A 24,576-nucleotide genomic window follows, 5' to 3' on the forward strand; every position below is an offset into this window, starting at 1 on the left:
GTGAATCGGTTGAACGTATTTAGTTTATTGTTAAAAGGAATTTATTCACCAAAAGATATTGCCAGAGCTCGTTTTACTGGGATTGGAAAGGCCATTTTATTCATCTTTATCCTTTCGATCATCGCAGCTGTCCCCCAGGGCTATCATATGAGCCAAGAGATTTCAAATGCGATGTCAGGATTTCAACATGTGATTAAAAAAGATTTACCCGACTTTTCCATTGAAAAAGGAACGCTTCAAGCGGATCAAAGCACGCCGATCGAAAAAGAAGAAAATGGCATCACGATTATCTTTGATCCCGCTGAAAAAATAAAATCAAGTGAGCTTGAATCAAAACAAACAGCCATTGCGTTATTGAAAGAAAAAGCAGTGATTGCCATTGACGGACAAATGACAGATATTCCATACCAGCTGCTTGGCGGAACACTCACAAAAGATGAACTTGCCAGCGTCACAAACCAGAATCAAGCGATCATTATCCCTGTCATTTGTGTCCTGCTGTACCTATCTACTGCTACTCTCATGTTCATCAGCGCAACATTCCTAGCCATGCTTGGCACATTTATTAAACGAATGCAGCAAAAAGAGCTGTCCTTTCAAATGCTTTGGAAGCTCTCTGCCTATTCACTCACATTAACAACCGTCTTTTTCGCCATCATGAGTGCATTAAACACGCCGGTTGCGAACTCATTTTTATTAAATTGGGTGATTAACTTTATTTTCTTATATCTTGTCGTTAAAGAAATACCTGCAAAAAAATAAGCTCCCTCATTTTGGGGAGCTTTTTTATTTGTTTTGACCCTATGACTCATCTGGATGGATGATCGCAAACAAATAGTGATCCTCCCACTTATCATTGATCTTTACTTTTTTACGATGAAGTCCCTCATTTTCAAACCCTGTCTTCTCAAGCACACGAATGGAACCAATGTTAGATGGTTTTACGCCAGCCTCAATGCGGTGAAGGTACAGTTCATAAAAGGCATAATCGATAATCAAACGAATCGCCTCTGTCATATACCCCTTCCCGCCTTGCTTTTCATCAAGTACATATCCAAGCAAAGCCCCTTGAATTGGTCCTCTTTCAACAGAATTGAGTGAGATCGTTCCAATTAATGCATCTGTTTCATTTAAGAAAATACCGTGCATATAGGCTTCATCTTTTGCACGCCTTTGCATACTGCGGTTAATCCGTTCCTTTTGACGAGGTACAGTAAAAAAATCATCCTGAACCAAAGGTGTAAATTGCTGAAAATAGGTGCGGTTTTCTCGTTCAAGTGTTAATAGTGCTTCTGCATCACTTTCTGTTAGTGTTCTTACATATATATGCTGACTGATTTTCTTCATATACTCTCCCCCTGTTTTGATTTTATCATAATAAAGAAAGGGCTTAGGATTGCTTTTTCCAAACTTTTTTCACTTACAAGTCATACTAGAACTCACTAGAACCACCCTTCCTAGCTTTTTCACTCTTTTTTGTTCTATCAACTCAGGGACATGCATAATCTGAAGTAAACTCTTAAAAGCGGTGAGTAAAATGCGGCGAATTATTTTTTTACTAGTCAGTTTGTTTGTCCTCTTTATTATCTTTTTTGATTTAAAAAATGGAACGATCCCCGTTCAGGATGGCCCTGCTGTTCCCGCCAGCGCCTTTCAAACAGCTGAAAAACAGGCATATAAAACTGTCACTGTTAAACAAGGACAAACCGTCGTCTCTATCGTACATACAAGTAAGCCATTAGATGAAGTGATCGAAGACTTTGAAGCACTGAATCAAGGCGTCAAAGCGAACGAAATTCGGGCAGGCAGCACATACAAGTTTCCGGTCTATAAGAGATAAAACGTTAATTCCTTGTCATTCATACGAAGAGACTGTTACAATATGAGATGTAAAACACGTCGTACACTGCAAACGAATTGCATGTACACTAAGGAGCGATTGACAAGTGAGTGAAGTCACACATCGTACAAAAACGCGTCCCGTCAAAGTGGGACCTTTAACTATAGGTGGAAACAATGAAGTCGTCATTCAAAGTATGGCGACAACCAAAACACATGATGTCGAAGCGACAGTAGCTGAAATTAAACGTTTAGAAGAAGCTGGCTGTCAAATCGTGCGTGTCGCATGCCCAGATGAGCGTGCAGCAAATGCGATTGCAGACATAAAAAAACAAATCAACATCCCCCTTGTTGTCGACATTCATTTTGACTACAAGCTTGCACTGAAAGCGATTGAAGCAGGTGCAGACAAAATTCGTATCAACCCAGGAAACATCGGAAGAAGAGAAAAAGTCGAAGCTGTTGTGAAAGCGGCAAAAGAAAAAGGCATTCCAATTCGTATTGGGGTAAACGCCGGTTCACTCGAGAAAAAGATTCTTGATAAATACGGCTATCCAACAGCAGATGGTATGGTTGAAAGTGCACTGCATCACATTAAAATTTTAGAAGACCTAGACTTTCATGACATCATTGTCAGTATGAAAGCATCTGATGTAAACCTTGCGATTGAGGCATACGAAAAAGCAGCAAAAGCCTTTGATTATCCTCTTCATCTTGGGATTACAGAATCAGGTACGTTATTTGCAGGTACGGTCAAAAGTGCAGCTGGTCTTGGCGCAATCTTGAATATGGGGATTGGTAACACACTCCGTATTTCATTAAGTGCTGACCCGGTCGAAGAGGTCAAAGTGGCACGTGAATTATTAAAATCATTTGGCCTTGCATCAAATGCAGCAACACTCATCTCATGTCCAACTTGTGGACGAATTGAAATTGACCTCATTAGCATTGCAAATGAAGTCGAAGAATATATTTCTAAAATTAAAGCACCGATTAAAGTAGCTGTTCTCGGATGTGCTGTAAACGGTCCGGGTGAAGCGCGTGAAGCTGATATCGGCATCGCTGGCGCTAGAGGTGAAGGCCTCTTATTCCGCAAAGGTGAAATCGTTCGGAAAGTGCCAGAAGAAACAATGGTCGAAGAACTGAAAAAAGAAATCGATAAAATCGCTGAAGAACATTATGCAAAAATGGAAGCTGAAAAAGCAAAACAAGCGAACGCATAAAAAAGAACGCCTGACATCACTGTCAGGCGTTTTCTGTTCCTGTCCTGTTAAAAGAACGGGGTGATAAAGATGCCTAGGATGACGGAAACGATTCCGATCCCGATTGACCACGCGCCAAGCGCATGTGCTCCTTTTCTTCTTGCAATATAACCAACGACGATTGCCGCTACCCCTAATAGCACCGGCAAGACAAATAATGAGATAATCGCAATCGCGAGTGCTGTATAGCCTATCCCCTTACTGCCTGAATCGTCACCTACATGGTCACGTTCTCTTCTGTCTTCACGATCTCTTGATGCTTGATATGGCTCTGCAATTTCAGCAGCTGTTTCCTCTAAATAGCCATCATCATTACTAAAGTGTGTGTCGATTTCACGATCATTTCTTCTGAAATCTTCGTCTCTTTCCATGATCAATTCCCCCTTTTGGTTAATAGAAAGGAGCTTTTTTAGTATGAGCAAAAATGTCTGTTTCATGTTTGCTAAAACTTGCTGGAATTGTGAATTGATTATGTTACACTTTAAGAGGATAAATATGAGGAGTGTGGGCATGTTACGTTTAGGAATTGATATCGATGGCACAGTCACGGCGCAGGACACCTTTGTCCCCTACTTAAATGAGTCGTTTCAATGTGACATCACACTAGATGATATGACGGAATATGATTTGACGAAGCTTTTAAAGATTTCAAATGAAGAATTTTGGGGCTGGATGAATGAGTATGAGCCTCTTATTTATAAACAGGCAAAGCCTGCCGAGGGTGCAAAAGAAATCCTCAATCAAATGAAACATCATCATCAATTGATTTATATCACAGCCAGAAGGCAGCATCACTCAGACATCACCTACAAATGGTTTGAGGAGAATCATGTCCATTACGACGATATCGAGCTTGTTGGCGGACATCATAAGGTGGAAGCTGTTCAAAAACATAAGATTGATGTGTTTTTTGAAGATCACCATGGCAATGCCACAATGATTGCAAAAGAAGCTGACATTCCAGTGATTCTGTTTAACTCACCGTATAATCAAATGCCAATTGATGAACGGATCATTCGCGTTAATAACTGGCAAGAAGCATCCCAATGGATCAAACAATATGAAAAGCGTCTGCAAACTGCTTACTAAAACAGATCAAAAAGCTGATACGTTTTTAATGTATCGGCTTCAGATTGTTGACAAAGGGCTAAAATGAAATTTATTTTAGCCCTTTGTCTTCGTTTCAGCGTGATAGAAAACCTTTGCAGCCCTAGGAAGGACGAGTACTGGCGCGGAGCGAATTTGACATTCGTGAGCACCAGCACGCAGGACTGACAAAGAATGCGACGGTTTGTCTACACGCTGAAGCCGATCCGTTTAATGTATCGACTTTTTGATTGTACGATGATGTCCTTCTTTTATTAAAAAATGATAAAGTGCACCCATCATACCTGCCTGATTGAAGTAATAGCACGTTTCCAGTGTCACCTGTATGTTTTTCCATGCATGCAAAGTATGTAAATGTTTCTCAATGTTTGGAATCAAATCGGGCCTTGCACTCACGCCCCCGCCAATGAGGATTTTCTCTGGATTGAGAACTGTTGCCACATTGTAAATACCAATTGCGATTCGTTTGTACCACTGATCGATCATCTTCTCAATGGCCGGATCTTGCTTGGCTTTTTCAAAGATTTCTTGACCGTCGATTTGCTGACTTTGTGGAATGCCCTGCTGCTCTTTGTAGCTTCGTATCAATCCAGCTGTCGAAGCACTGCTGTTGAGTGTGGTAAACTGACCATTTTCTGTTTCTGTCAGCATCATACCAAATTCACCGCCGCGAAAAGAGGCACCGCGCACAAGCTCGCCACCAGCAAAAATACCACCGCCGACACCAGTCCCAAGCGTCATACATATAAAGCTGTCACACTCTTTCGCATGACCACTAAATTTTTCAGCCAGAGCTGCACAGTTCGCATCATTTTCTACTTCTACACGAAGTGATGTTTTTTCTTCCAAAAGCGTTTTGACATTTTGGCCATTTAAAGCAATAATCGCTCCTGCAAATTCCGTATAACCCGTTTGACTGTCAACAAAACCCGGAAGACTCATCGCAATCCCTTTGATATCCCAAGTCCTTTGATACTCTTTCACCACGTTCTCCATGTCCTCTAAAAACGGCTCAAGTTGTCGGCAGTTTGTTACGTAGTCGCCGCTCGTGATCAGCTCACCATTTCGATCCATGACCCCATGCTTTGTTTTTGTTCCGCCTACATCGAAAACAACATAATATGCCACCTTTAACCACTCCCCTATTTCAAAAGACTCAATGATGTTTCAATAGATGATCTATTGTTCTCATTTTAATGAAACAGCTATCCTTTGTAAAACGTTTTCAAGATCACAAAACAAAAAGCCAGCCCATCGGCTGGCTTCTTTCATGAATGAACTTCTTTCGGTTCGCAAGAAGGACACGTTCCGTAAATTTCAAATTTATGTCCGCTAATGTGATAATCCTCTAGATCAGCATCAAGCTTGTCCATAGGGCAAGCGTCGATTTCCTTTGTTTTACCACACGTCAAACAAATAAAGTGATGGTGATGGTGGGAAAACGAACATTTAAAACGGAACAGTTTCTCCCCTGATAATTCCGTTGTCTCTAATATCCCAAGATCTTCATATAAAGACAGGTTTCGATAAATCGTATCAAAACTAAGCCCTGGGTAATCTTCACTTAATGCTGTTAATACATTTTTAGCGGTCAAGTATTTATCAGAATCAGAAAACAATTGAAGCATATCTTCACGTTTGCTTGTATATTTATAGCCTTTTTCCTTTAATAAATCAAGCGCTTCTTGTACGTTCATGATGATTCCCCCTTCTGAATTTCCCAATACTAATACACCCGATTAAAATCAAGATAGACAGCATCACAATGGTTCCACCCGGCGCTAAATCAAGATAATAACTTAAAATCAAGCCGACCATAACAGACAATTCCCCAAACAAGATGGAAAGGAAAATTGCCTGTTTAAACCCTTTGGCAATCCGAATACTTGCCGCAACTGGCAGTGTCATGAGTGCGGACACTAGGAGTGTACCGACAATACGCATCGATGCTGCGATGACAAGTGCAACGACTAAAATAAAAATAAAATGAATCCACTTAGCTGAAATACCAGAAGCCTTCGCATGTTCTTCATCAAAAGAAAGCAAAAACAATTCTTTATATAAGAGCACAACGACTAATACAACGACAAGTGAGATCCCAACAATAATCCAAAGATCGAGCCTTGAAACCGCACTGACACTTCCGAACAAATAACTGAACAAATCTGTATTAAAACCATTTGCAAGTGAAATGAAAATAACAGAGATCCCAATACCACCCGATAAAATAATGGGAATCGCCAGCTCCTGATAATGTTTATACACAGAGCGTAGACGTTCAATAAATAATGAGCCAGCCACAGAAAAAGCCATTCCTAAGTAAAGCGGGCTAACCCCTGTCAAAAGTCCAAACTTTTTATCAAGGAATAAACTTGCCGCTATCCCAGCAAGTGACACATGACTAAGCGCATCTGCGATGAGAGAGAGCCTTCTCACGACAATAAATACACCAAGTAAGGGCGCAATAAAGCCGATCAGCATACCTGCGATAAACGCATTTTGTAAAAATTCATAATGAAAAAATGGAAATAGCATTATTCATGTCCCCCATGATGGTGATGATCGTGATGAATCACTTGAATGTCATGCCCGTAAAACTGAGAAAGCGCCTGATCATCCATCGAATCAAACGTTTCCGCATCTCCATGAAAATGAAGTGTCTGATTTAAACAAGCCACATGCGTGACTTTGTCAGAAACGGTTCCTACATCATGTGTAACGAGAATTAAAGACATTCCTTTTTCTTTGTTCAATGTTTCTAACAGCTGATAAAAGCCCTCTACTGTTCTTTGGTCTACACCCACAGTCGGTTCATCTAAAATAAGCAGCTTCGGCTGACTGACGAGTGCACGGGCAATAAATGTACGCTGCTGCTGACCGCCTGAAAGCTCACCAATGTTTTGATGTTTTAAGTCTTGTATACCAACTGAGCGGATCGCCTCATCTACTTGAAGCTTATCCTGCTTACTCATGCGTTTGAATAAACCAATCTTCGCCGTTAAACCACTTGCCACGACCTCGTATACAGAAGCAGGAAACCCTGTATTAAAGCTATTCGCCTTTTGAGAAACAAATCCAATTTGATCCCAGTCTTTAAATTTTTGAGCAGGTGTGCCAAACAGCTTTAATTCTCCCTGCTGGGGTTTAATCAAGCCAAGCAGGCATTTTAATAAGGTTGTTTTACCAGAACCATTCGGTCCAACAAGTGCTAGAAAGTTTCCTTCCTCTACTGTTAAATGAATGTGATCAATGACATTTCGCTGTCCATATGAATACGAAATGTCCTTCATTTCAATAATTGGCTTTGCCATAAATCTTCCACCTTTAATCCAATATAAAAAGAATGATTACGATTTATACAACAAAAAGAAAATGGCAAAAGCCATTTTCTTTGTCCATACATACATTTCATTATATAAAAGAAAGATAAAAAAGTAAAATAAAAGCTAATGAATGGCTGTTTTGAATTTACCGCCTTTTGTTTCATGCGTATCCATAATCGTAATAAAGGCTTGACCATCAATTTCAAACACGATAGATTTCAGCTTCGTAATTTCAAGTCTTGTCACGACGGCGTAAATGACATCTTTTTCTTCATCGGTATAACCGCCTTTTCCTCTAAGCTTGGTGGTTCCCCTGCCGAGACGATGAAGGATCGCATCTGAAATTTCATCATAATAATCCGAAACGATAATGACCGCTTTTGTTTCATCTAGTCCTTGAATGACAGCATCAATTGTTTTCATTGCCAAATAATATGTCATGACAGAATACATAGCTTGCTCCGGTCCGAAGACAAAGCCCGCCCAAATAAAAATGAACACATTGACGATCATGACAAACTCACCGACGGAGAAAGGAATTTTTTTCGTCAGAAGAATTCCTAAGATTTCCGTTCCGTCCATTGAGCCTCCATTCCGTATCACAAGCCCAACGCCAAACCCGAGTAACAGCCCTCCAAATACAGTAGCTAAAATCGGCTGCGTCGTAAATGCTTCTACATGATGGAGTGAAGATTCAATCACGGCCAAGCTGACTATCCCAATCACAGTGGAAATCAAGAAGGTTTTCCCAATATGTTTGTATCCTGATATCATAAATGGAATATTTAAAATGACAACAATCGTCGCAAAATTAATGAATGGGTTATCCGTAAAAAGATAATCCAAAATAAGCGAAATACCGATGATGCCTCCATCAATAATATTGTTTGGCACTAAAAATAATTCAATGCTGACTGCTGCACATGCAGCTCCTACTAGAATCAGAAAAATTCTCAAAATAAAATGAGGCACTGATTCCTTTTTATGCTGTTTACTATTTGCCATACGTTCTCCCTTCTACACATGTTTAGTTTTCAATGAACATTTTATTCACTTTACTATTTTATCATTTCACAGAGTAAAATAAAATTTTTTGCACATTTTCCGTTTTCGCCCATACATTGATACAGAGGGGAGGAATGGAATTGATTTTAATTCAAAAAATTGTGTTGCAGCGTCTGAATCAGATCACAGCAAATGACTTGTTAAGGTATGCGAAACAGTATGGGGTCAGCTTAACATCCAATCAGGCTGCAGAGGTCGCCAAACTCATGAATGGGAAAAACGTCAATATTTTTAATGATGCAGAGCGCAACCGGCTGCTTAAGCAAGTGGAAGCGATTACGTCTAAACAGACAGCACAGACCGTCAATGATCTGTTTAATCAATTCACAAATTAGGCAAAAAAGGGCCGCATTTAGCGGCACCTCATCACATTGCATGCACTTTTTATTGACCCGTAATCTTATCTAGTAAACCTTCATCAAATTGCTTTTCTTTCAGCATCGCAATTTCGAATTTATAAGGTGGTTTCTTGTTCTTTTTATCTTCACCTACATAAGGCGTTTCTAGAATCTTCGGCACATCTTGAAGCTGTGGATGATGAACGATATAGCTCAGGGCATCAAAACCAATTTCTCCAAAACCGATATTTTCATGTCGGTCTTTTCTTGCGCCTTGTACATTTTTACTATCATTAATATGAAGAACTTTGATTCGGTCGATCCCGACAATTCGATCAAATTCTTCTAATACTCCATCAAAATCACTCACAATGGGATAACCTGCATCGTGCGTGTGACACGTATCAAAGCAAACAGAAAGTGCTTCGTTATGTGTCACACCGTCAATAATTTGGGCAAGCTCTTCAAAGCTTCTTCCGCACTCTGATCCTTTTCCCGCCATTGTTTCCAGCGCAATTTGAACCTCCTGCCCCTTCACAATGACTTCATTGAGACCTTCAATGATTTTTTGAATTCCAGCATCTGCACCTGCTCCGACATGCGCACCTGGATGAAGAACAATTTGTCTTGCACCTAGCGCTTCTGTACGCTCTATCTCAGAGCGAAGGAAGTCCACTCCAAGCTCAAATGTCGCTGGATTCACTGTGTTCCCAATATTGATAATATACGGTGCATGAACGACGATATCTGTCATACCATGCTCTTTCATATGCGCTTGTCCAGCTTCAATATTGAGATCTTCAATTTTTTTACGGCGCGTATTTTGCGGTGCACCTGTATAAATCATAAAAGTATTTGAACCATAAGAGGCAGCTTCCTCACTCGCTGCAAGTAGCATATGTTTTCCGCTCATGGATACATGTGATCCAATCTTCAACAATGTGTCCCCCTACTTTCCGTTACGCTTTGACTTTCTACGTTCTTGTCTTTTGATTTTATCCATCTCACGTGTCATTTTCTTTTTATATCCAGGTTTGACGGCTTTCGGTTTTCTGACAAGACGTTTTGCTTTTTCTTCAATTTCATTTGGTGCTTTTTTACGTCTTTGACGCTTCAAACGATCATCTGCATCTCGCCATTCGCCATGAACAATCGTTTTGTTTTCAAACACAACACCCATTTTTTCAATTTGAACGAGTGCATCCTCATCAGCAAGATCATAAATGGTCATTGCAATGCCAGATGAACCAGCGCGAGCCGTTCTTCCCACACGGTGAACATAAAAATCAAGATCGGATGGGAGCTCATAGTTAATCACGTGGCTGACGCCCTTAATATCAATCCCGCGGGCAGCAAGATCAGATGCCACAATATAGGTGAACTCCAAATCTTCAATTTGTTTCATCACTTTTTTACGTTCACGAGGCGTTAAACCACCATGAAGTACCCCAATTTTCATTCCTTTTTCCTGTAGGAATGAGGCAATTTCATCAACAGTTGATTTCGTATTGGCAAAGATGATCCCTAAATAAGGCTGTACATTCGTCACCATTTCATGAAGTAATTTTAATTTATCACGCTGTTTAGATGGAACTAAAATATGCTGAATGTTTTCAGCCGTAATGCGTTTCGGTTCAACATGTGCATATTTCGGATTATCCATATATTTTTTGAGGAAAGGTTTTAATTTTTCTGGAATAGTTGCTGAGAACACGAGCATTTGCAACTGTTCTGGCATTTGTGAGCCAATACGATCCACATCTTCTAAAAAGCCCATATCCAGCATCAGGTCTGCTTCATCAATGACAAGAGATGTTGCTTTGTACACATTCAGCGCTTGCTCATGAATAAGATCAGCAATACGTCCAGGAGTGCCGACCACTAAGTGCGGCTGATTCTTTAGCTTTTGAATGGATTTCTGCTTGTCCGTTCCGCCAATGTAAAGCTTTGCCTTGATTTCTTCTTCTGGAGGCGTATTTTTTAAGATCGTTTGTGCTTCTTTAAAAATTTGATTCGCTAATTCTCGTGTCGGTGCAGTAATGACCACTTGTACTTGCTCTTTGCTTGGATCAATTGAATGAATAAGCGGCAATAAATACGCATGGGTTTTCCCTGTCCCTGTTTGAGACTGTCCAATCACGCTTTCACCTTTTAAAACAGCAGGTATGATTCTTTTTTGAATATCAGTCGGCTCATAAAAGCCCAGTTCATGAATAGCATCTATAATAAAAGACTTTAATTCATATGTCGTAAATTTCGTTTCTTTCATGTTTTCACTCCTTAAGGCAATGCCTTTTTGCTCATCTCCTCATTATAGCTGATTTTCCGCAAAAAAACCATGTCCGCTTTTCTCACAGGAAACCAAATGATACTTCCCTGCATAACCTATGAAGAGAAAGAGAATGCAGTAAGGGAGGTACAAGTATGTTAGGGCAAAGGCCTATGGGCGATTTTCAGCCGCATCGCCCCTCACGCCGGCACCTTGGAAATGGCGGACAGCCCGGAATTTTTCAACGGAGACAGCAGGCTCCGATCGAACAGCCTTTTCAAGGGCAAGGCAACCAATTTCAACAAATGATGCCTCGCTCTCCGTCTGTACAAGGCGGCGGTCTACGCGGGATGGGTGGCATTCCTGGAGGCGAAAGCCGTGCACTAGGCGGCGGAGCCGGAATTAAGGGCATGCTGGCAAAATTTCTTCCTGGAGCTGGAGGAGCAGGGATCTCTGGAGCTGGAGGTGGTGCGGGATTACAAGGAATCCAGAGCTTCGCAAACCCCGCGAACCTTTCAAGCATGTTAGGAAATGTTCAAAAAGTACTCGGAATGGCGCAGCAATTCACGCCTATGATTCAGCAATACGGTCCTTTAGTCAGAAATTTGCCTGCCATGATTAAACTCTATAGCCAGCTTGGCAGTGCGGATGATGATGAAACAAATACGAATGATGCAGACAAAGAACCAAAAGAAATCACTGCAGAAACAGACGTTCCGCACGAACAAACAGCACCGGTTGATGATGAAATAGAAGAAGGAAAAGAAGAAGAACCAGAGGACATCCTTGTCAAAAAAGGGACTGTACACACATCAGCTGCTCCTGAAGCAAAACCGAAAAAAAGATCGGGCAGTTCCATTCCGAAACTATATGTCTAGTGATCTTTTAAAGGCGAAGTGTTTCCCATGTATAACAATCTTTGATATATGCGCTTACTTTGGCTATAATGAAGGAAGAGAATGATCAAAAGCCGTTTTTCACGGCTTTTTATATTGTTCTTCTCTAGCAGCACTTCCCTACAGGAGGACGAATAAATGAATGTAATTAAAATTTCGCCGCGTGGCTATTGCTATGGCGTTGTAGATGCAATGGTCATTGCTAAAAATGCCGCACTTGATAAAAACTTGCCACGCCCAATTTATATATTAGGTATGATTGTGCACAACAAACATGTCACAGATGCCTTCGAAGAAGATGGAATTTACACACTGGACGGACCAAACCGTCTGGATATTTTAAAACAGGTTGAAAGTGGCACAGTGATTTTCACCGCTCACGGCGTATCTCCTGAAGTCCGTCAAATTGCAGAAGAAAAAGGCCTTGTCGCCATTGATGCGACCTGTCCAGATGTCACGAAAACACATGAACTCATTTCAGAAAAAACAGCTGATGGATATGACATTATTTATATCGGGAAAAAGGGTCACCCTGAGCCAGAAGGAGCCGTCGGTGTTGCACCTGACAAAGTCCACCTTGTCGAAACAGAAGCTGATATTAAAGCGCTCGATTTAACGTCAGATAAACTGCTCATCACCAATCAGACGACAATGTCTCAGTGGGATGTTCATGATCTGATGGAGCTCATTAAAGAAAAATATCCTCACGTCGAGTACCATCAAGAAATCTGCCTTGCGACACAGGTACGTCAGGAAGCTGTGTCACAGCAAGCAGGCCAAGCCGATCTGACCATTGTGGTCGGCGATCCAAAAAGCAATAACTCAAATCGTCTGGCGCAAGTGTCAATGGAGATTGCAGGAACGCAGGCTTACCGAATTGGTGATCTCAGTGAGTTAAAGCTTGAATGGCTCCAAGGGGTAAAAACAGTTGCCGTTACTGCAGGTGCTTCCACACCAACACCTATTACAAAAGAAGTCATTCGTTTCTTAGAAAACTACGAACCTGATGATGAATCGACATGGAAAATTGAACGGACGGTTCCTCTTTCTAAGATATTACCTCGCGTGAAAACAAAGAAATAAAAAAACGTCAGAGCTGCTATGCTCTGACGTTTTTGCTTACACAAATTGAAACGGGTTTGTGTTTGATTCTGATACAAAGAACTGCACATCATATTTTTTATCTGTACATAGCGATTCTAGTTTTGTCTTCACGCCTTCTTTCATGATCTTTTCTGCGTAATGACCCGGGTCCACTACATTCAGTCCGAGCATCATGGCATCGTGAGCGACATGGAAATAAAGGTCGCCAGTCACGTACACATCTGCCCCCATTCTTTTCGCTTGATGGATATATTTATTTCCGTCTCCTCCAAGCACAGCTACTTTTTTCACGACCGCTTCCTGATCTCCTACAAAACGCGCTCCATTCACATCTAACTTCGTTTTCACAAATTGAGTGAAGTCTTTAAGTGTCATAGGTTCTTTTAATTCTCCAATACGGCCAAGGCCTTTTTGAATAGGAGGAAGATCTGTCGTGTGTACACTGTAAGCCACTTCTTCATAAGGGTGTGCTTTGATCATTTCACGAATCACTTGTTTTTCAATACTTGCTGGGAAAATGGTTTCGATTCGTACTTCTTTCACAAATTCCAATTTACCCGTCTCACCAATAAATGGCACAGCTTCTTCTGATGGCAGAAAACTGCCTGTCCCTTCATTTGAAAAAGCGCAATGACTGTAGTTGCCAATATGGCCAGCTCCCGCATTTCCTAAAGCCGTCCTGATGGCCTCTTCAAATTCCACTGGAACATACAAGGCTAGCTGCTTAATTGGATCTTCGTATGTTGGAACTAGCACTTTTGTTTCCCCGAGCTCTAAAGCCTCTGCAAGCAAGTCATTGACTCCTCCATCAGCCACATCCAGGTTTGTATGTGCTACATACACCGCAATATCATGTTTGATGCATTTCTCAATGATCCGTCCTGCCGGCTGATCTGTCGCCACATGTTTTAATGGACGGAAAATTGGCGGATGGTGGGCAATAATGAGATCCACCTTCCGCTCAATTGCCTCATCTACCACATTTTCTAATACATCTAAGGTGATCATGACATTGGTCACTTTTTTATTCAGCGTTCCAATCTGGAGCCCGATTTTATCACCTTCCACCGCATATGCCTTTGGTGAAAATTGCTCAAATAATTGGATGATTTCATGCCCGTTCACTGTTTTAGCCAACAGTCAAAACCTCCTTTAGAATTTTTATTTTCGCATTCAGCTCTTTCAGACGTTCTTTGTTCTCTTCCGTCGACGCTGCTTGTTGAATCTGGCCTTCTATATGCTCCATGTGCTGAAGCTCATTCATCCATTTGCGCCGGAAGACATCATTTTGCTCTTTGGCAAGAAACGGACCAACGAGCATGCCTGTTTCAATCGACATGCCTTCATAGGCTTTATCTTTGTCGCCAGTTTCGGCAATGATGATTTCGTATATTTTGCCATCTTCTTCTAAAATCACTTCATCCATCAGTTCATACCCCTCTTGATAGAGCCATAAACGAATATGGTGGGCATGAATATTAGGCTGAAGAATAAGCCGCTCCTGCCCTGTGAGCTTGTGTTTACCTTCATTTAGAATGCTTGCAATGAGTGCTCCGCCCATTCCTGCAATTGTGACAGCATTCACCTCGCCTTTTTCAATCACTTCAAGGCCATTGCCTTTTCTGACTGAAATCTGCTCATCTAATTCAAGCCTATGTACTTGCTGCTTCGCAGATTGAAGCGGTCCATCAGTAATTTCACCAGCAATGGCTTTAAATGCTTTATGATGTAATATCGCATAACATGGCAAATAGGCATGATCTGAGCCGATATCAGCAAAGACCGCCTCTTTTGGTAAAAAGTCTGCGACTCTTTTTAATCGTTTTGACAAATTCATTTCATTCATCCATATCACTACTTTTCTTTAATGTTCATACTTGTCTATCTTATATAAATTATGGACTTTTTAAAAGTCGTTTTCAAATGAAAAAAGCTCTTCTGATGAAAAAGAGCTTTTTGCGCTTTATTATTTAATTTTGGATACCCATTCTGACATTTCATCGAGCTTTTCATTCGGAATTAGCCCGCCCGGCATCCCATTTCCGCCTTCTTGAATTTTCTTCTTGATGTCTGCCACTTCAAGCTTGTCGCCAACACCTTTTAATGCAGGACCAGCGCCACCTTCGTAGTTTTCCCCATGACAGCTAATACAGTTCTGCTTATACAATTCTTCCGGCGTCGCATTTGCGGTCTCTTCTTGCTTTTGCTCTTTGCCCCCAGAGGCAATTTTGTCTTCATCTTTCAGCCCCTTCATTGATAAGAAAAAAGTGAGTCCAATACCTAAAATGGCAATCAATAAGAATGGTATAAGTGGATTCCGTTTCATTTCTTTCATCCTCCCCTTTGTGAAAAACCCCTTTGAGACTATGCAAACAATTCTAATTCTACTTTAATTTTACAAAAAGTAAACGAATTATGATACAAAACTTTGGTCAAGTTCACAGATTAGACAAAAATGATTCAAAATGAGAAAAGAAAGCCTTCAGCACATTTAGATGTATTTTTTATACATCTTTTCTCTAAGAACGTTGCAAATTCATTTGTTATTCAGTAAAATATAATCAGATCAAAAAAGCGTTTTCATTTTGATGAAGAAAGAACGGATCTCTCTCAAGATCCGTCCGGTTTCTATTCTAAGAAGTCTTTTAATCGTTTACTTCTGCTTGGGTGTCTTAATTTACGAAGAGCTTTCGCTTCAATTTGGCGAATACGCTCTCTTGTTACGCCAAACACCTTTCCTACCTCTTCTAATGTGCGTGTTCTTCCGTCATCTAGTCCGAAACGCAGTCTCAGCACATTTTCTTCACGGTCCGTTAGCGTATCTAATACATCTTCAAGCTGCTCTTTTAAGAGCTCATAGGCTGCATGGTCTGATGGAGAAGTCGCCTCTTGGTCTTCGATAAAATCACCAAGATGCGAGTCATCTTCCTCACCAATAGGTGTTTCTAAAGATACTGGCTCTTGCGCAATTTTAAGAATTTCTCTTACTTTCTCTGGTGTTAAATCCATGTCTTCCGCAATTTCTTCTGGCGTTGGTTCTCTACCTAGATCTTGTAGAAGCTGTCTTTGAACACGGATTAATTTATTAATGGTTTCCACCATATGAACCGGGATCCGGATTGTTCTCGCCTGATCGGCAATCGCACGTGTGATCGCCTGTCTAATCCACCAAGTCGCATATGTTGAGAATTTGTATCCTTTGCGGTAATCAAACTTCTCAACCGCCTTCATGAGCCCCATGTTTCCTTCTTGAATCAAGTCAAGGAACAGCATACCACGACCAACATAACGTTTCGCAATGCTGACAACGAGACGAAGGTTCGCTTCCGCTAATCTTCTTTTTGATTCCTCATCGCCTTCTTCAATCTTTTGAGCATACGTAATCTCTTCTTTAGCAGATAGCAAATTGACGCGCCCGATCTCTTTTAAGTACATACGAACAGGATCATTAATTTTGACACCTGGTGGTACGCTTAAATCATTCAGGTCAAATTCCTCTTCTGCCTTAGCCAGCTGCTGAACATTTGGGTCTTCAGTCTCTTCATTTTCACTGATGAGTTCTACACCCTGTTCGCCTAAGTATTCATAGTATTCATCCATCTGGTCTGATTCAATTTCAAAGCTAGACATACGCTCTGCAATTTCTTCGTATGTTAAAACGCCCCGTTTTTTACCCGTTTCAGTGAGCTTATCTCTCACCTGTTCAAAGGTTAATTCAGTTTCAGTTTCGTGGGCTTGTTTATCAGCCATTATGGATCCCTCCTTCCAAAGCTTGCAACGAATTCTAAAGTAACTTGCGATTTGCTTCTGCTCTGCCTTTCTCTCTCTATCAAACAGAATGAGCAAATAGGAATAAAAATAAATAATGATGAAGGCAAGATGCTTGCGGTCTTATGCTCCTCCCATTAAAGGATTCATTGCCAGCCGTAAGTCTTGTCATAAATAGTAGACGTATTACTTCAGCGAACGGTTCAACTGAATAATTTCTTTTGCAAGTGTTGCCGCTTTGAAGAAATCTTTTTGCCTCTCCGCCTCTGCACGTTCTAGTTCTTTTTCCTTTATCATTGACAAATTCCGATGATTCAACACTTTTTTTACATAATCACTTAATTCAGCTTCACTTAGTTCGTCTCCAACTTGAATCATGAATATATCCGTCAGGAGCTGATTGATCACATCATCTTCTATACGGTTCATCAGATGCTGCGGGGTCGGCTCCTTGCCTTCTTCATACAATGCATAAATGTATGTTGCCAGCGCTCTGTGCGAATCTATATTAAATTCAAACCCTATCCTATCAAGCACTTTTCGGATCACGTCATCATTTTTCAACATATGTGCAAGGAGCATTCGCTCTGCGTTTTCATATGCCGGCCTTAGACGTTTTCGTCTTACCTGTGTTGACAGATGTGCACGCCGCTTTTCAAGTCCATTTTCTTCTTGCGAGCTTTTGGCCTCTTGTCTCTGCTGCTTTTCAAAAAGCTCCAATTGCTCCTTTAATGAGTCAAGTGAAATGGAGAACTCCCCAGCCAGCTGCTTCATGTAAATCTCTTGTTCCAAGGAACCGTTTAATCGGCTAATTTCTCGGAGAACCTGCTTCATGTAAGTCAGGCGGTCTCCTTCGTCAGACAAATTCTTTCCTCTTCGGAAAAAATTCATCTTAAATGTCATTAATGTCACACTTGCATCTATGATGTCATTCCTAAATTTCTCGCCGCCATATTTACGAATGTAATCATCTGGATCAAGTCCATCTGGTATCATGGCAACGCGAACTTTACATCCTCTTTTTCCAAGCAAATCTGATGCTTTCATGGTCGCTTCATACCCGGCCGTGTCAGAGTCATAACATAAAATGATCTCTTCAACGTTCCGCCTAAGAAGCTTTACGTGCTCTTCTGTTAAAGACGTACCCATTGTTGCAACACTTTCGCCAACACCACTTGTGACAGCCGAGATGACGTCAGCAAATCCTTCGAAAAGGACTGCACGTTCGCGTTTTCTAATATGCATACGCGCGTCATGAAAGTGATAAAGCAGCTTACTTTTATGAAAAAGTGGCGTTTCAGGACTATTCATATACTTTGGCTGCTGATCACCAAGTGATCTTCCAGAAAAAGCGACGACCGTCCCGTGATGATCATGAATTGGAAACATGACACGATCTCTAAAGCGGTCAAAAAAACCTGTGCCGTTTTCTCGTTGAATCAAAAGACCAGCCTTCTCCATCATCGCAGGATCAAACCCTCGTTTTTCTAAAAACTTGGTCACGAAATCCCACGAGTCGAGAGCATACCCGATCTCAAACTTGGCAATTGTTTCATCCGTAAAGCCCCTGGACCTTAAATAATCGAGTGCGTTTTGACCTTCCTTTGTATTTACCAGCAAATGGTGGTAAAATTTCTTAAGAAGCTCATGCGCCTCAATCATTTTATGATCTGCTGTATCCTCTTGCTGTGAGGAACTGATCTGCGCATTCGCTACATGATCCGGCAAATCAATATGGTACTTATCAGCAACATGTGAAACGGCTTCAATAAATGAGTAGCCTTCCATTTGTCTGAGGAACGAAAATACATTGCCTCCTGCACCACAGCCAAAACAATGGAAGATTTGCTTATCTGCTGAAACAGAGAATGAAGGAGTATTTTCACCATGGAATGGACAAAGACCGAAGTAATTCCGACCTTGTTTTCTAAGCTGTACGTATTCTCCAATCACTTCGACAATGTCTGCGTTTTTTTGGATTTGCTCCAAAAGTTCATCTGGTATACGTTTGCTCATCCTAATAACACTCCGTCGTACATTATTCGCCTTTTAATTCAAAAATCCTTCATGATTCGACAGGATTTTTTGTAGTTGGGCAATAAATCGCTTTTTATCCTCTTCTAAAAGCTTTTTGGGACCTTTTCCGTATACACCTTTTCTTCGCTGTTTACTGGAAACATGCCTGCGTTCCAAATCAAAATCAATTGTTTCGTTTGTGTACATTCGTCCTCTTTCAGACAGAACAATGACTTGTCTTGGAAGCAGTAAGGAGGCCAGACCAATATCCTGGGTGACAACAATATCGTGCTTGACAGCTAAGTTCGCAATGACTAAATCTGCTGCTTCCTTATGTGTATCAACAAACCGCCAATCTTCAAGTGGTGATCGTTTGGTTTGAAAATGCTCATATGAAGCAATGAAAGTCACAGGTACTTGAAATTGAGATGCAACAGAAAGGATTTCGTCTTTTACAGGACAAGCATCTGCATCGACATAAATCGTCCTTTCTTTTTTACGTTCATTCAGGTGACTAATTCTCCATCCCTCCACCTTATTCCTGCTTTAGAGAAGCAAAAAGACCATACTTTTCCCCCATAAAGCAATCAACAGTAAAACTCATTTTGTCGAAAAGTTATGTTCAGAATCACTTGACTTCTGCCAATATTAGTTTATTCGTTCTTGACTTAACTTAAACCTAAAATCAATCATTTTATCACAATTTTTTATTATAATACAAATGCAGCAAATATGCCATTGTTTTTGTTTACCCGTTTCCCACCATAGGAAAAACCCAGGAGGAGCATCCTGAGTTTATTCGGAACCTCTTCTGGTCAGCATTTGATGAATGACATTTGCTGTCTCCTCAACTGCTTTATTCGATACATCAACAACTTGACAGTTAATGCGGTCAACCACTTTTTCAAAATATTCTAGTTCCTCTTTAATCCGCTCGATATTCGCATAAATGGCACGGTCATTTAAACCGAGTGATTTTAAACGTTCTTTACGGATATGATTTAGTTTATCTGGACTAATTTTCAGGCCGATGCATTTTTTTGGATCAACTGAGAATAACTCCTCTGGCGGATCAACTTCAGGAACAATCGGAACGTTTGCTACCTTCAAGCGTTTATGTGCTAAGTATTGAGAAAGTGGTGTCTTAGACGTACGCGATACACCAATCAGCACAATATCAGCCTTTAGAATACCTCTTGGGTCCCGGCCATCATCATATTTCACAGCGAACTCAATGGCTTCTACCTTTTTAAAATAGTCCTCATCTAATTGACGTACACGACCTGGCTCATGTTTCGCTTCATTTCCATATGCCGTCTCCATTTTATCAATAAGTGGACCGATAATGTCATAGTACACGACGCCATTCGCTTCTGCTTCTTCTATTAAGAATTGGCGCATTTCTGGCACAACAAGAGTAAAGCAAACGATCCCATTATCTGCTTTCGCCAATGAAATCACTTCTTTAATCGTACCGACATCCTCTACATATGGGATTCTTCTAATATTTGAATGGTCGGATGAGCCGCCATCAAATTGGCTAAGTGCCGCTTTGACCACGAGCTCTGCCGTTTCTCCTACTGAATCTGATACAACAAAAATTACGCGATTACTCATAACATCCCCTCGCAGTCTTCTGTAATTAGATAATTTCGTTCTCTGATAAGCTAACAAGTATTTTCGTCATGTTTGTTTTCGTAATTCTGCCGACCACTTCAAAGCCTTTATCCGTATCTTTTATAACAGGAAGTGCATCTATTTGCTTTTCAATCAAGTGCTTGGCCACATCCATAATAAAATCTTCTTTGCGGCAAACGGTAATGTTCGGCATTCTTGTCATAATAATATGGACAGGTATAGATGGAAGCTCTTGTTTCCCAATACTTGCTCGAAGGAGGTCTTTTCTTGATAACACGCCTGTTAAAATAGAGTGATCGTCCACAACGAATAATGTGCCCACATCCTCTAAAAACATCGTACAAATCGCATCATAAACCGAAACATTCTCGTGTATCACGACCGGAATGGATTGAAAATCTTTCACTTGAAGTTTTTTCAGCTTATCTGCCAGAAGCTGCGTGCCTGTTTTGCCTGTAAAAAAGTAGCCGACCCTTGGTCTTGCTTCTAAAAAGCCAGACATCGTTAAAATGGCTAAATCCGGTCTGAGGGTAGCCCTTGTTAAGTTCAGCCGATCGGCGATATGCTCTCCAGTGATCGGACCATTCTCTTTGACAATCTGTAAAATCTGCTCTTGCCGTTTATTTAACTCGATTGTACTCACCACCTTTAAATAGAGAGAGCGAATCCTTACTTTATGTATATCAATTTCATAACTCATCATATTATAGCGCATCTTCGTCCGAATGAAACAAAAATCCACTCAAAAACCGTGAATTAAATGAGTAAAAAACGATTGCCCTTCGAAAAAGGCAACCGTTCTTAGGTATTTATTTTACAATTAAATTGTTCATATTCGCAAATGATTGAATGACTTTTGCAAGTTTGACCATTTGTGCCAAACGATTTTGTTTCAGTTTTTCATCATCCGCATGAACCATGGTATGGTCGAAATAATGAACAATTGGTGCTTTTAATGTATCTAGCGCTTCAAGTGCTGATTGGTACTGACCTTTTGCCATATACTCGTTGACGGCTTTTTCCGCTTGCTGATACGCTTCAAATAGCTTTTGTTCGTGTTCATTTTCAAACAGTTCAGGCTGAATCTGTGCGTCTTCCCCTTTTTTACTGATTGAAATGACGCGGCCTAGTGCCTCAGCCGTTTCTTTGAAACTCTCCTGTTTCACGCTCTCTTCAAGAACAGCCGCTTTTTTCACAACCGCATATGGTTCAATATTTTCAACATCAAGGACTGCTTCCACCACGTCATGACGGATATGTTCTGCTTGAAGGACATATTTCAAACGGTGTGTTAAAAATTCAATGAGAGCCGCTTCATGTTTTTCATCTACTTGAGCTAGTGCTAAAAGCTCTTTAAATGAAAGATTCCATTGGCGGTCGAGCAGGATTTGAACGATACCGCTCGCTTGTCTTCTTAATCCATAAGGATCTTGAGAGCCTGTTGGAATGACATCAATTGAGAAGAATGAACAAATAGAATCTAGCTTATCCGCCACTGCAACAATCGCCCCAATAAGTGTTGACGGCGCATCGTCACCGGCAAAACGCGGCATATAGTGCTCGTTGATACTCTTTGCCACTTCTTCATGTTCGCCAAGTGCTCTAGCATATTTTTCACCCATGATTCCTTGCAGTTCTGGGAATTCATAGACCATCTGAGTCACAAGGTCAAATTTAGAAATACTGGCTGCTCTTGCAGCGCGTTTAGACGTTTCTTCATCTGCACCCACATGACTAGCAAGGCGGACAGCAATGTCTGTTACTCTTTTCAGCTTGTCGCCAATCGTGCCAAGTTTCTCATGGAATACGACTTTATCAAGCTTTTGAATGTTGTCTTCAATGACGAGTTTTTCGTCTTCTTTATAGAAAAATGCCGCATCTGATAAACGTGCACGAAGGACCTTTTCGTTCCCTCTTGCCACATTTTCAAGTGCCTCACTGTTCCCGTTTCTGACCGTAATAAAGTGCGGCAGTAATTCCCCTTGTTCATTTTTCACAGGGAAATAACGCTGATGCTCTTTCATTGTCGTGACAAGCACTTCTTCTGGCAACGCAAGAAATTCTTCTTCAAAAGAACCAAATAGAACGGTTGGATATTCAACGAGATCGTTCACTTCTTCTAGAAGCTCAGGATCAACTGGAATGACCCAGCCTTTTTCGGAAGAAAGGGCATGTAATTGCTCAGTAATTAATTGTTTTCTTTTATCTGAATCTACAATGACAAATTGATCTCTTAATGTTTGCTCATAAGAAGCTGGTGTGTCAATGCTGGCTGTCGTCCCTAGGAAACGATGTCCTCTAGTCTCCCGTCCGCTTTTCACTCCTGCAATTTCGACAGGAATGATCTCTTGACCAAATAAGCAAACAATCCATTTAATTGGACGGATATAGCGTAAATCCTCGCTTCCCCATCTCATGTTCTTTGGAAAACTCAATGAAGCGGCAATGTCCCCTATTGCTGGAAGAAGGTCTTTGACTTGCTTACCTTCTTGAAACTTTTGGACATGGACATAATCCACACCTTTGATGTCTTTGAAATACAGATCATCTGTTGAAGCGCCTTGTCCGCGGGCAAAACCTTCGGCAGCTTTTGTCCAATTGCCTTCAGCATCTTGAGCAATCTTTTTAGCCGGTCCTTTTGCTTCTTCTTTGATGTCCTCTTGTTTTTCTGCAACACCTTTGACGAGTACAGCTAGACGTCTTGGTGAATTAAATAAAGCAACGTCTTCGAATGAAATATTTTGCGCTACGAACCAAGCTTTTACTTTGTCACCTAGCTGCTTTGTGCTTTCTGGCATGAAACGAGCCGGCATCTCTTCTAAGCCGATTTCAAGTAATACATCTTGTTTATTCATGAGAAGCCGCCTCCTCTTTTAGCATAGGGAATCCTAGTTTTTCTCGTTCTTCGTAATACGTTTTGGCTACTTTTCTCGCTAACTGACGTACTCTTCCGATATAACCTGTTCGCTCAGTCACAGAAATAGCGCCTTTGGCATCAAGCAGGTTAAATGTGTGAGAACATTTGAGTACATAATCATATGCCGGGTGAACAAGCCCTTTGTCCATTTGGCTATGTGCTTCTTTTTCATATGTTGTAAATAAATCGAACAGCATATCCGTATTAGATGTTTCAAACGTATACACAGAATGCTCGTATTCTGCCATTAAGAATAAATCTCTTACAGTAAAGCCATCTGTCCATTCAAGATCAAATACATTTTCTTTGTCCTGGATGTAAGAAGCAAGACGCTCAATTCCGTATGTGATTTCAACAGAAACTGGCTTACATTCTAAACCGCCGACTTGCTGGAAATACGTAAATTGCGTAATTTCCATTCCATCAAGCCAAACTTCCCAGCCAAGTCCTGCGCAGCCAAGAGATGGGTTCTCCCAGTTGTCTTCCACAAAACGAATATCATGTTTCAGCGGGTCAATGCCAAGCGCCTTCAATGATTCTAGATACAGTTCTTGAATATTGTCAGGTGATGGCTTAATGATCACTTGAAATTGATGATGTTGATACAATCTGTTTGGGTTTTCTCCATATCTACCGTCAGCCGGGCGTCTTGAAGGTTCTACATAGGCTACCTTCCATGGCTCTGGCCCAATGCTTCTGAGGAACGTGTATGGACTCATCGTTCCAGCACCTTTTTCTGTGTCATATGCCTGCATTAATACGCAGCCTTCATTTGACCAATGCTTTTGCAGTGTCAAAATCATGTCTTGAATATTCAATGATCGCACCTCCATCTTTTTTACACCATCCGCTATGTATGGCGGTGGGGCCTAGAACCTTTTTGCAAAACACAAAAACTCCCGTCTCTATGCCCACAAGGTTCCTTGCAAACATAGGGACGAGAGTTTTTCCCGCGGTTCCACCCTATTTGCTGGTGTCGTAGCACCCAGCCGCTTTGTTTTACGTTGCTCAAGAATGCCTTTCGTTACGTGTCC

The 24,576-nt window shown here is 41.0% G+C and carries 26 protein-coding genes; 7 read left to right on the forward strand and 19 right to left on the reverse strand.

The annotated features are described in order from the left end of the window. Positions 1-9 precede the first annotated feature (9 nt). A complete protein-coding gene (locus NST24_RS11780) occupies positions 10-762 on the forward strand; it encodes a DUF1189 domain-containing protein (protein WP_342461803.1) in 753 nt (250 codons plus the stop codon). Between the two features lie 39 nt (positions 763-801). Here the strand turns inward: NST24_RS11780 and NST24_RS11785 are convergent, their stop codons facing one another. Beyond that, a complete protein-coding gene (locus tag NST24_RS11785; protein ID WP_045034379.1) occupies positions 802-1,347 on the reverse strand; it encodes a GNAT family protein in 546 nt (181 codons plus the stop codon). Positions 1,348-1,537: 190 nt separating this feature from the next. Between NST24_RS11785 and NST24_RS11790 the strand changes: the two genes are divergently transcribed. Together NST24_RS11790 and ispG are read left to right on the forward strand one after the other, a co-directional pair. Further along, positions 1,538-1,840 (forward strand): hypothetical protein, encoded by a 303-nt coding sequence (locus tag NST24_RS11790; RefSeq protein WP_024718827.1) that lies wholly within the window; start codon positions 1,538-1,540, stop codon positions 1,838-1,840. Positions 1,841-1,946: 106 nt separating this feature from the next. Further along, positions 1,947-3,062, forward strand: coding sequence for a flavodoxin-dependent (E)-4-hydroxy-3-methylbut-2-enyl-diphosphate synthase (gene ispG, locus NST24_RS11795; protein WP_008342357.1), 1,116 nt, complete (start codon positions 1,947-1,949; stop codon positions 3,060-3,062). A gap of 47 nt (positions 3,063-3,109) precedes the next feature. Here ispG and NST24_RS11800 read toward each other — a convergent pair whose 3' ends face one another. Then, positions 3,110-3,472: a DUF308 domain-containing protein gene (locus NST24_RS11800; RefSeq protein ID WP_008342359.1), complete on the reverse strand. Its 363-nt coding sequence runs from the start codon at positions 3,470-3,472 to the stop codon at positions 3,110-3,112. 139 nt (positions 3,473-3,611) lie between these two features. Between NST24_RS11800 and NST24_RS11805 the strand changes: the two genes are divergently transcribed. Further along, the gene (locus NST24_RS11805) at positions 3,612-4,190 is read left to right on the forward strand and encodes a nucleotidase (protein WP_008342361.1); all 579 of its coding nucleotides are present in this window, start codon (positions 3,612-3,614) and stop codon (positions 4,188-4,190) included. Positions 4,191-4,418: 228 nt separating this feature from the next. On the opposite strand, the gene NST24_RS11810 is transcribed toward NST24_RS11805, so the two are convergent. From NST24_RS11810 to NST24_RS11830, 5 genes are all read right to left on the reverse strand, one after another. Next, positions 4,419-5,336: an ROK family protein gene (locus NST24_RS11810; RefSeq protein WP_178930335.1), complete on the reverse strand. Its 918-nt coding sequence runs from the start codon at positions 5,334-5,336 to the stop codon at positions 4,419-4,421. A gap of 140 nt (positions 5,337-5,476) precedes the next feature. Next, a complete protein-coding gene (locus NST24_RS11815) occupies positions 5,477-5,905 on the reverse strand; it encodes a Fur family transcriptional regulator (protein WP_003217433.1) in 429 nt (142 codons plus the stop codon). Next, positions 5,883-6,743 (reverse strand): metal ABC transporter permease, encoded by an 861-nt coding sequence (locus NST24_RS11820; RefSeq protein WP_007501274.1) that lies wholly within the window; start codon positions 6,741-6,743, stop codon positions 5,883-5,885. The genes NST24_RS11815 and NST24_RS11820 overlap by 23 nt, the downstream gene beginning before the upstream one ends. Then, on the reverse strand, positions 6,743-7,519 hold the full coding sequence (locus NST24_RS11825; RefSeq protein ID WP_008342368.1) for an ABC transporter ATP-binding protein: 777 nt from the start codon (positions 7,517-7,519) through the stop codon (positions 6,743-6,745). Before NST24_RS11825 ends, NST24_RS11820 begins: the two co-directional genes overlap by 1 nt. Before the next feature lie 135 nt (positions 7,520-7,654). Beyond that, a complete protein-coding gene (locus NST24_RS11830; RefSeq protein WP_007501276.1) occupies positions 7,655-8,536 on the reverse strand; it encodes a YitT family protein in 882 nt (293 codons plus the stop codon). 140 nt (positions 8,537-8,676) lie between these two features. On the opposite strand from NST24_RS11830, the gene NST24_RS11835 reads away from it, so the two are divergent. Next, entirely contained in the window at positions 8,677-8,931 is a 255-nt protein-coding gene (locus NST24_RS11835; RefSeq protein WP_008342377.1) for a DUF2624 domain-containing protein, read from the forward strand. Between the two features lie 49 nt (positions 8,932-8,980). Here NST24_RS11835 and NST24_RS11840 read toward each other — a convergent pair whose 3' ends face one another. Then, entirely contained in the window at positions 8,981-9,874 is an 894-nt protein-coding gene (locus tag NST24_RS11840) for a deoxyribonuclease IV (protein ID WP_017358005.1), read from the reverse strand. Positions 9,875-9,883: 9 nt separating this feature from the next. Further along, on the reverse strand, positions 9,884-11,203 hold the full coding sequence (locus NST24_RS11845; protein WP_024718822.1) for a DEAD/DEAH box helicase: 1,320 nt from the start codon (positions 11,201-11,203) through the stop codon (positions 9,884-9,886). Between the two features lie 155 nt (positions 11,204-11,358). Between NST24_RS11845 and vrrA the strand changes: the two genes are divergently transcribed. Beyond that, positions 11,359-12,081: a VrrA/YqfQ family protein gene (gene vrrA, locus NST24_RS11850; RefSeq protein WP_342461804.1), complete on the forward strand. Its 723-nt coding sequence runs from the start codon at positions 11,359-11,361 to the stop codon at positions 12,079-12,081. A 156-nt stretch (positions 12,082-12,237) separates the two neighbouring features. Further along, the gene (locus tag NST24_RS11855; RefSeq protein ID WP_007501283.1) at positions 12,238-13,182 is read left to right on the forward strand and encodes a 4-hydroxy-3-methylbut-2-enyl diphosphate reductase; all 945 of its coding nucleotides are present in this window, start codon (positions 12,238-12,240) and stop codon (positions 13,180-13,182) included. Between the two features lie 36 nt (positions 13,183-13,218). Here NST24_RS11855 and NST24_RS11860 read toward each other — a convergent pair whose 3' ends face one another. From NST24_RS11860 to glyQ, 10 genes are all read right to left on the reverse strand, one after another. Next, the gene (locus tag NST24_RS11860) at positions 13,219-14,340 is read right to left on the reverse strand and encodes a Nif3-like dinuclear metal center hexameric protein (protein WP_048001530.1); all 1,122 of its coding nucleotides are present in this window, start codon (positions 14,338-14,340) and stop codon (positions 13,219-13,221) included. Next, positions 14,333-15,049 (reverse strand): tRNA (adenine(22)-N(1))-methyltransferase TrmK, encoded by a 717-nt coding sequence (locus tag NST24_RS11865; protein WP_342461805.1) that lies wholly within the window; start codon positions 15,047-15,049, stop codon positions 14,333-14,335. The genes NST24_RS11860 and NST24_RS11865 overlap by 8 nt, the downstream gene beginning before the upstream one ends. A 120-nt stretch (positions 15,050-15,169) precedes the next feature. Next, a complete protein-coding gene (gene cccA, locus NST24_RS11870; protein WP_008342390.1) occupies positions 15,170-15,529 on the reverse strand; it encodes a cytochrome c550 in 360 nt (119 codons plus the stop codon). 302 nt (positions 15,530-15,831) lie between these two features. Beyond that, entirely contained in the window at positions 15,832-16,953 is a 1,122-nt protein-coding gene (rpoD, locus tag NST24_RS11875; protein ID WP_008342392.1) for an RNA polymerase sigma factor RpoD, read from the reverse strand. A gap of 204 nt (positions 16,954-17,157) precedes the next feature. Continuing rightward, the gene (gene dnaG / locus NST24_RS11880; RefSeq protein ID WP_008342393.1) at positions 17,158-18,987 is read right to left on the reverse strand and encodes a DNA primase; all 1,830 of its coding nucleotides are present in this window, start codon (positions 18,985-18,987) and stop codon (positions 17,158-17,160) included. 33 nt (positions 18,988-19,020) lie between these two features. Further along, positions 19,021-19,521: a YaiI/YqxD family protein gene (locus NST24_RS11885; protein WP_008342395.1), complete on the reverse strand. Its 501-nt coding sequence runs from the start codon at positions 19,519-19,521 to the stop codon at positions 19,021-19,023. Positions 19,522-19,782: 261 nt separating this feature from the next. Continuing rightward, positions 19,783-20,604: a pyruvate, water dikinase regulatory protein gene (locus NST24_RS11890; RefSeq protein WP_342461806.1), complete on the reverse strand. Its 822-nt coding sequence runs from the start codon at positions 20,602-20,604 to the stop codon at positions 19,783-19,785. Between the two features lie 25 nt (positions 20,605-20,629). Next, positions 20,630-21,268, reverse strand: coding sequence for a helix-turn-helix transcriptional regulator (locus tag NST24_RS11895; RefSeq protein WP_024423017.1), 639 nt, complete (start codon positions 21,266-21,268; stop codon positions 20,630-20,632). Positions 21,269-21,434: 166 nt separating this feature from the next. After that, complete coding sequence (gene glyS, locus NST24_RS11900; RefSeq protein ID WP_327871861.1) at positions 21,435-23,480, reverse strand: glycine--tRNA ligase subunit beta; 2,046 nt, start codon at positions 23,478-23,480, stop codon at positions 21,435-21,437. Beyond that, complete coding sequence (gene glyQ, locus NST24_RS11905; protein WP_003217487.1) at positions 23,473-24,360, reverse strand: glycine--tRNA ligase subunit alpha; 888 nt, start codon at positions 24,358-24,360, stop codon at positions 23,473-23,475. The genes glyS and glyQ overlap by 8 nt, the downstream gene beginning before the upstream one ends. Between the last annotated feature and the right edge of the window lie 216 nt (positions 24,361-24,576).

Source organism: Bacillus sp. FSL R5-0286, assembly GCF_038593245.1.
GTDB lineage: Bacteria > Bacillota > Bacilli > Bacillales > Bacillaceae > Bacillus > Bacillus altitudinis.

Coding starts and splice junctions, on each gene's coding strand:
- NST24_RS11805 (WP_008342361.1), top strand. CDS start 3,612: ATGTTACGTTTAGGAATTGATATCGATGGCACAGTCACGGCGCAGGAC.
- vrrA (WP_342461804.1), top strand. CDS start 11,359: ATGTTAGGGCAAAGGCCTATGGGCGATTTTCAGCCGCATCGCCCCTCA.
- cccA (WP_008342390.1), bottom strand. CDS start 15,529: ATGAAACGGAATCCACTTATACCATTCTTATTGATTGCCATTTTAGGT.
- NST24_RS11865 (WP_342461805.1), bottom strand. CDS start 15,049: ATGAATGAAATGAATTTGTCAAAACGATTAAAAAGAGTCGCAGACTTT.
- NST24_RS11825 (WP_008342368.1), bottom strand. CDS start 7,519: ATGGCAAAGCCAATTATTGAAATGAAGGACATTTCGTATTCATATGGA.
- NST24_RS11820 (WP_007501274.1), bottom strand. CDS start 6,743: ATGCTATTTCCATTTTTTCATTATGAATTTTTACAAAATGCGTTTATC.
- NST24_RS11790 (WP_024718827.1), top strand. CDS start 1,538: ATGCGGCGAATTATTTTTTTACTAGTCAGTTTGTTTGTCCTCTTTATT.
- NST24_RS11830 (WP_007501276.1), bottom strand. CDS start 8,536: ATGGCAAATAGTAAACAGCATAAAAAGGAATCAGTGCCTCATTTTATT.
- dnaG (WP_008342393.1), bottom strand. CDS start 18,987: ATGAGCAAACGTATACCAGATGAACTTTTGGAGCAAATCCAAAAAAAC.
- NST24_RS11815 (WP_003217433.1), bottom strand. CDS start 5,905: ATGAACGTACAAGAAGCGCTTGATTTATTAAAGGAAAAAGGCTATAAA.
- NST24_RS11890 (WP_342461806.1), bottom strand. CDS start 20,604: ATGAGTAATCGCGTAATTTTTGTTGTATCAGATTCAGTAGGAGAAACG.
- glyS (WP_327871861.1), bottom strand. CDS start 23,480: ATGAATAAACAAGATGTATTACTTGAAATCGGCTTAGAAGAGATGCCG.
- NST24_RS11785 (WP_045034379.1), bottom strand. CDS start 1,347: ATGAAGAAAATCAGTCAGCATATATATGTAAGAACACTAACAGAAAGT.
- NST24_RS11855 (WP_007501283.1), top strand. CDS start 12,238: ATGAATGTAATTAAAATTTCGCCGCGTGGCTATTGCTATGGCGTTGTA.
- NST24_RS11845 (WP_024718822.1), bottom strand. CDS start 11,203: ATGAAAGAAACGAAATTTACGACATATGAATTAAAGTCTTTTATTATA.
- NST24_RS11800 (WP_008342359.1), bottom strand. CDS start 3,472: ATGGAAAGAGACGAAGATTTCAGAAGAAATGATCGTGAAATCGACACA.
- rpoD (WP_008342392.1), bottom strand. CDS start 16,953: ATGGCTGATAAACAAGCCCACGAAACTGAAACTGAATTAACCTTTGAA.